Annotated in this window: 3 protein-coding genes; all 3 read right to left on the reverse strand. The window is 67.3% G+C overall.

The annotated features are described in order from the left end of the window. A partial coding sequence (locus ACFYZZ_RS45290) for an amino acid adenylation domain-containing protein (RefSeq protein ID WP_389189949.1) occupies positions 1–4,679 on the reverse strand: 4,679 nt, incomplete at its 3' end. A 120-nt stretch (positions 4,680–4,799) separates the two neighbouring features. After that, on the reverse strand, positions 4,800–6,110 hold the full coding sequence (locus tag ACFYZZ_RS45295) for an MFS transporter (protein ID WP_389189953.1): 1,311 nt from the start codon (positions 6,108–6,110) through the stop codon (positions 4,800–4,802). A gap of 156 nt (positions 6,111–6,266) precedes the next feature. Then, positions 6,267–7,890 (reverse strand): serine hydrolase (locus tag ACFYZZ_RS45300; RefSeq protein ID WP_389189951.1); only part of this gene is annotated, 1,624 nt, incomplete at its 5' end.

Raw genomic sequence — 7,890 nt, forward strand, 5'->3', positions numbered from 1 at the left:
GACAGAACCAGCTCATGCTCGCCGTCCGGCAGGAAAGACGCCCGCGCGTCACCCTCGACATCCGCGGCCATCGCCTCCAGAACGGAGCGGTACATCCCCACGATCCGCTGAGCGTGGACCCGGCTGAGCGCCGGGACGTTGACGGTCAGGATGACGTGCCCGCCTCGCGAAGAGACCGAGAGCGGAATCTCGATGGGGCTGTCGTCGATTCCGCCGAACGGATCGACCAGCTCGGTGTCAACCTGGCGGAAGTCCTGGTAGTTGAAGAGAACATCGATCAGACGGTCGTCCTCCGCGTCCCGCTGGATCTCCGGCATGGGGAAGCGGCGGTGGCTCCACAGCTCAACCTCACGCGCGAAAACCTGCCGCACCAGCTCACGCCAGGTGCGCGCGCCGCGGTCGACCGGGAAGGGGAGGGTGTTGAGATACATGCCGTACACCCGGTCCGCACCCGGCTCCTCCGGCCGCGCGTCGCACACCAGGCCGACGTGGAAGGCCGACTCGTCCGTCAGCATGCTCATCACCTTGGCGTGCGCCGCCACGAGCACGCTCTTCAGCGACGCGTCGGCGGCCGTGGCGAGCGCACGCAGGCGGGGCTCGAGGTCATGCCAAGGAGCGGCGACACGATATGTCTGTCCAGGTACGGTGGGTTCGTCCTCCCAGCCCGCGGGGAGGGTGAACTTGGTGTAGTCGCTGACGATGCCGGCCCAGTACGCGCGGTCCTCGTCGGAGGCGAGGGATTCCAGCTCACCGGCGATGAAGTCCGCGTAACGGACGTCGGGCGCGTCGTAGGGCTCGGGCTCCAGGCCGTCACGCAGCCGCATGTAACAGCCGAGGAGTTCCATCAGGAGGGAGTGGTAGCTCCAGCCCTCCATGATCGGATGGCACTCGGTCACCGAGATCCACCAGCCGTTCTCCTCCGTCGTATGCGCGACATAACGCATCAACGGAGGACGGGCAAAGTCGAAGAGCCGGGCGCGCTCGGCGGCCGTGAACTCCTCGAGTGTCTCGCGCTGTCGCTCCACCTCCATTGCGCCTAGATCGACCACGCCCATGGCGGGTTCCACAGCAGCGTGCACGACCTGCATGGGGACGGAGTAAGTGGAAAGGTCTATGGCGGTCCGCAACGTTTCGTGCCTGGCGATAACCGTCCGTACGGCTTCGGTGAATGCTCTGCGGGAGAAGGGCTTGTCGTCGCGGATCCGGTAGGTGGAGACGTTGTGGTAATGGTTGCGGCTGGTGTCAGCCAGCATTTCCACGACCATGCCGGTCTGCGTCCGCGACAGCGGATAGGCGTCCACCACCCCGGTCGGCAGCTTGGCCCGGTCCTCGGCGCTGATCAGCGCGAACGGCTCGACACCCGACCGGGCGGTACTCGTCTCCGAGACCGTACGCCCCCCGACCAGTTCGGCGAGGGCGGTGACGGTGCGGGCGGCGAAGACGTCACGCACGGCGACATCGAACCCGGCGGTGCGCAGGGCACCGACGAGGGCGACGGCACGAATGGAGTCGCCGCCAAGGTCGAAGAAGGAGTCCTCGACACCGACCCGGTCCACGCCCAGCACCTCGGACCACACAGTCGCGACCCGCTCCTCCAGCCCGGTACGCGGGGCGACGTACGCGCCACGGGCGAAGGCGTCCTGCTCGGGGGCGGGCAGGGCCCGCTTGTCGAGCTTGCCGTTCGGGGTCAGCGGCAGTGCATCCAGCTCCACGAAGGCGACCGGGACCATGTACTCGGGCAGACTGCGGCCGAGTTCCGAGCGGAGAACGGCAAGATCGACCGTGGTACCGGGAGCGGAGACGAAGTACGCGACCAGACGCTTGTCCCCCGGGGTGTCCTCCCGGACGATCACCACGGAATCGCGGATACCGGCGTATCCCGAAAGCGCCGCCTCTATTTCGCCCAGCTCGATCCGATAACCACGGATCTTCACCTGGTCATCGATACGGCCCAGGAATTCCAGACTTCCGTCCTCGCGCCGGCGCGCGAGGTCACCACTTCGATACAACCGCGATCCGGCAGGACCGAACGGGTCGGGAACAAAACGCTCGGCGGTCAGAGACGGGCGGCCGAGATAACCACGCGCCACACCGGGACCACCGACATACATCTCACCCGGAACGCCTACTGGCACAAGGTTGCCGAGCTGATCGAAGAGATAGATCGAGAGGTCGCCGAGGGGGTAGCCGATCGGATTGCCGGCGTCCGCAGCGAAATCCTCCGCCATAAGGCGGCGATAGGTGGAGTGAACCGTGGTCTCGGTGATCCCGTACATGTTCACCAGTGCGGTCTTCTCCAGACCGAGCCTGTCCACCCACGGCTGAAGCTCGGCAACCTCCAGTTTCTCGCCGGCGAAAATCACCGCCCGCAGAGAGAGCCGGTCGATACGCGGATCGCCATCCGCAGCAGCACCCACCAGCGAACGGAACGCGGACGGAGTCTGGGACAACACCGTCACCCGCTCCCGCACCAGCAGATCCAGGAACTCATCCGGCGACTGCGCCACCTCACGCGGCACGACGACCACACGGCCGCCATGCATCAACGCACCCCACATCTCGAACACCGACACATCGAACGCATACGAGTGGAACAGCGAGAACACATCCGACTCGTCGAACGCATAATGCTCCTGCGACACGGCAAGAAGCCGCACCACATTCGCGTGCTCGAGATTCACACCCTTCGGACGCCCCGTCGAACCGGACGTGTAAATCACATACACCGTGTTGTCCGGCGACACCACCACACCCGGATCCGACGCCTCACACGCCGCAACACCATCCCGGTCAGCACCATCCAAAACCACCACAGCGCCGTCATGGAAACCATCGACCAGCGACAGCAGACCCGCCTGCGTCACCACCACCGACACCCCGGCATCCGACGCCACATACCCCAGCCGCTCAGCAGGATTCACCGGATCCAACGGCACATAACCCGCACCCGACTTCAAAACACCCAACAGCGCCGGGACCAGATCAACCCCACGCTCCAGGCACACACCCACCAGCGACTCCGGACCCACACCCAGCCCGGACAGATAACGCGCCAGACGATTCGCCCGCGCATTCACCTCGCCATACGACAACTCCACATCACCAGCGACAACCGCCACCGCATCAGGATCGAGAGCCACCTGCTCCTCGAACACCTCATGCACACACCGCTCCACCACGGCAGAGGTCCTCGGCCCGGTCGTCAGCAGTACCTCCTCGGCAGGCTCCAGCATCCCGATCCGTGACACCGCGGCTGAAGGATCCGCCACCACCGCGTCCAGCAGACGCAGCCAGTGCCCAGCGATCCGCTCCACGGTCACGGCCTCGAACAGATCCACCGGATACACCAGCCGCGCACTCAACGCACCATCCGCGGCCTCCACCACCTGAAGTTCCAGATCGGTCTTGGCCACACCACCGGCCACACCGAAAGCGGACGACTCCAGACCGAAAAGACCCCCCGCGATCTCCCCGGACTCATGCATCGTGAACGACACCTGATACAACGGCGTACGGGACATGTCCCGCTCAGGCTCCAGCTCATCCACCAGCCGGGCGAACGGCACACCCTGATGGTCGTACGCCCCGAAAACCGTCTCCCGATTCGCCCCGAGCAACTCCCCGAACGACTCGCCCCCACCCCATCGAGCCCGCATCACCAAACTGTTGATGCCATAACCCAGCATCCTCTGCAGCTCAGGGCGGCCACGCCCCGACACCACAGTCCCCACGGCGACATCCTGACGCCCCGCATACCGCGACAACACCAACTGATACGCCGTCAACAACACTACAAACGGCGTCACACCAAACTCGGCTGCCACCTTCCGTACCCGTTCATCCAGCCCCTCTGGGAACGGAACAGCAACCTCGGCACCCTCAAATCCGCGGACCGCCGGCCGCACACGATCCGCCGGCAGCTCCAGCGGGACCAGCCCCTCCAGGCGCTCTCGCCAATAGCCCAGCTCTTGCTCCAGCCGCTCCCCCGACATGAACTCCCGCTGCCACACAGCGAAATCCGCATACTGCAGCTGCGGCTCAGCAAGCCCAGGAGAACGCCCCTCCGCGAAAGCCAGATAAAGCTCGCTCAGCTCCTCCATGAACAAACGGGTGGACCAGGCATCGCAAGCGACGTGGTGGAAAACCACGACCAGCACGTGATCGTCCTCGGCCAGCCGCACCAGCGTCCCCCGCAGCGGCCACTCCCGCTCCACATCGAAAGCCGCCGACGACTCCCGACGCAGCACCTCCAGAGCGCCCAGCTCCCGAGCCTCCGCACCGGCAAGCCCACTCAGATCCACGTCCACCAGATCCACAGCACCCGGCTCGTCGATCACCTGAACCGGCGCCACACCATCCATCGCATAACGCGTCCGCAAAATCTCATGCCGCTCACACATGGCCCGCCAGGCCCGACCCAATGCCACCCGGTCCACACGGCCACCCAACCGCACCGCCAAAGGCACCAGATACTCGGCACTCTCCGGATCCAGACGATTCAAGAACCACATCTGCTGCTGCCCGTACGACAACGGCAACGGACCCGACCGATCGGCACGACCAATCACCGCACGGCCACGTCCAGTCGCATCACCAGGACCACGATTCAAACGCCGCCGCAGCAACTCCTCACGAGCTGCTGCGCCACCGTCGGTCTTCCGGTTCTCTTCTGCGCCCACTGGCACTCGTCCTCACACTCCGCACAAGTCTTCCCGTTCTCAGCCCACTCTCCATACCGGCCTATACTTCTTCGCCACAATTCCTATGGGCCTATGGCCAATGGGCCAAGGCGCCCGTGGTTACGGCATTCCCTCTCCCTCAGGCGTCTTCGTGTCTCCGGATCCGCCGTCCGTGGACGTCACCAGGCTGATGTCGCGCGCGCTGCGGATGCCCGGGCTCAGCGCCGCCCCGACCGCCATCGCGAACATGGCTCCCGCGGCGGCCAGCACCGTGGTGCTCGCGCCTAGTGCGGCGAGGAGGAAGCCGCCCGCCATCGCGCCGGCGGAGTTGGCGCCCGAGGCGAGGAGTGCGCCGACGCTGGTGACACGGCCCTGCATCTCATCCGGGGTGATCTGGATCTGGTACAAGCCCCCTGCTACTCCCATCAGCGCTGCCGCGTAGTTCATTCCGGCGTACAGGCCGCCCAGGATGAAGGGGTTGGCGGTGAAGGCCATCGGGGTCATCAGCGCGGCCCAGGTGAGAACCGTTCCGATGAGGGTGGCGACAGGCGTCAGCCGCTTGATCCACCAGGACCCGGTCAGCGCACCGACGATGCCACCGACGCCCGCCACCGCGCCCATGGTGCCGACGGCCATCGGGGATCCGCCGCCGTCCTTGATGAGGACGACCAGGGCAAGCCCCAGCACCTGGAAGACGAGATTGGTCAGCGCGATCAGCACGGACGCGTCCCGTACGAAGCGCTGCCGCCATACCCATGCGAATCCTTCGGCGAGTTCGGTGCGGATCCGGCGAGGTTCGGCCGCGCGCTGGAGCTGGAACTTCTTCTTGATCGGCAGCAGGGTCACCAGTGCCAGAAGGTGGGAGAGCGCGGCGAAGGCGAAGGGCAGCCACTTGGCGGCCACGAACAACGATCCGGCCGTGGGCTGGCCGACGAGCGCCGCCGCCTGGCCGCGGGCCTCGTTCTGCGACAACGCGGCTGACAAGTGACCCGGCTCGACGACATTGCGGACGGCCGCACGCTCGGCAAGCCGGTAGAAGATCGCCGCACTGCCCTGGACGAACGCCGCCGCCATGATGTGGGGCAGCCAGAATCGGCCCGCGATGAGGGCCGCCGCCACACTGCCCATGGTCGCCAGCCCCAGGACGTCGCAGGAGATCATCAGGCGGCGCCGGTCCCAGCGGTCGACGAGTACTCCGGCGGGGAGCTGGACCAAGAGGCGCGGGAGCATCGCGGCGAAGCCCACCAGGCCGGCCCCGACCTCCGACCCGGTGAACCAGATGATCAGCAGCGGATACGCGGTGGTGGCCACCCCTGTGCCCAGCAGGGTGCTCCCGGCGCCGATCCACAGCCGCAGGAAGTCACGGTTCTTCCGGAGTGGCGGCGGCTTGCCGTCCCCGGTACCGCTCTTCTCGGCTGCGGACTCCTCCATGACGCTCACGTGGGCGCCTCCTCACGTTCGGTGGTGCTGTGCAGGAACACCCGGGCGCCATGAAGCGCCCGGGTGTCCGCGAGGAAGCGCCGACCCTGCGACAGGGGGGAACCGCCGCAGGCCCGGCGCGGCTTCGACGGCTGACGGGAATCGGCGCTAGACCGACGGGATGGAACCGCCGGACGCCACCGTGTCGGCGACGGCCTTCACCAGGTCCTTGGCCCCGCTGCTGTTGGCCAGGACGACGACGCCGCTGCCCTGCCGGACGCGTGCCATCGTCAACGCCTGGTAGCCGACCGGCTCACCGCCGTGGCCGAACTGGACGTCGCTTGCTGCCGTGTCGTCGACCACCGTGCCCAGCCCGTAGAAGCTGGTCTCGTGCGGGGTCAGCAGCTGTCGCGCCGTCTGCCGGGTGAGCAGTGTCAACGGGCGGCCCAGGAAGGACCGTCGGACCTCCAGCGCGACCTTGGCGAGGTCGGCGGCGGTGGCCCACAGACCCGCGGCGGCGATGTCGGCGCGGACTCGCCAGCCTCCGTCGACCACCCGCCCCTCCTCGTCGTGGCCGAGGGCCACGGGCCTGCCCGAGGTCTCCGGGAAGGACTGGTCGAAGCTGCTGCCCGTCATCCCCAGCGGATCCAGGACCAAGGACCGCATCAGCTCCGGGAAGGACTCGCCGGTGACGTCGGTCATCACCTGCTGCAGGACGGAGTAGTGCACGTTCGCCTTCCGGAAGACCTCGCCCGGAGCCAGGTCGGTGCACACCGGCGGGATGCCGTCGGGGGTCCGGCCGTTCAGCAGGTCGAGAAGCGACGGCACGGGCGTACCGGGGAGGTAGCCCTTGCCGGGCGTCGGCAGCAGCCCCGACAGGTGGCCGAGCAGCTGACGGCTGGTGATGCGGGGCGGCTCGGCCCGGCCCGCACCGGGCACCTGCCAGGACGTGAGGTACCTGTTGATGTCCTCGTCCAGGTCGATCAGGCCCTGGTCGGCGAGGCGCAACAGACCGAGGGCGACGACATGCTTGCTCACCGAACCGACCTGGAAAACCGTCTCGGGTGTCACCCGGTCGTCTCCGCCGGCGAGGAGCGTGCCGGCAGCCTCGACGGCCACGAGGTCCCCGTCCTCGATCACCGCGACACTCACGCCCGGGACCACGCCGAGGTCGATGCCGCCGAGCAGGGTGTCCGGGTCCGCGGCCGGGACCGGCTGTCGCCGCTTCTGCTGCCCCTCTTCCTGCTGCTGATCTTCCTGATCTTGCTGTGTCTGTCCCGCTTCCGCCGCTACCGCCGCGTCGACCTCGGCGGCCAGGCCGCGGAGGGTGGCGTGCTGGTAGAGCATGAACAGCGAGAGCGGGAGGCCAGCCTGACGGGCCGCCGAGACCACCTTGATGATCAGGATGGAGTGCCCACCGAGGTCGAAGAAGTTGTCCTCGGCCCCGACCCGTTCCCGGCCCAGCGCCTCGGCCCAGATGTCCGCAAGCCGACGCTCGGTGGACGTGGCCGGTTCGACGTACTCGCGTCCGGCGTCCCGGGCCTCGAGATCGGGCTCGGGCAGGGCGCGTCGGTCGATCTTTCCGTTGGCGTTCAGCGGCATGGCGTCGAGTTCGACGAAGGCGGCCGGGACCATGTACGCCGGCAGCCGCACCCCGCAGAACCCAGCCAGCTCCTCCGCCGGCACCGGCCCGTCAACAGGCACGTAGTAGGCCACCAGACGCTTGTCACCGGACTGGTCCTCACGCGCGACGACCGTGACCTCCCGCACAGCGGAATGCTCCGCCAGAACC

The sequence above is a fragment of the Streptomyces sp. NPDC001816 genome (genome assembly GCF_042892235.1).
In the GTDB taxonomy this organism is placed as follows: Bacteria; Actinomycetota; Actinomycetes; order Streptomycetales; family Streptomycetaceae; genus Streptomyces.

What these genes read in the sequence shown, in the direction of transcription:
- ACFYZZ_RS45295 (WP_389189953.1), bottom strand. Translation starts at nt 6,110, where the DNA reads ATGGAGGAGTCCGCAGCCGAGAAGAGCGGTACCGGGGACGGCAAGCCG.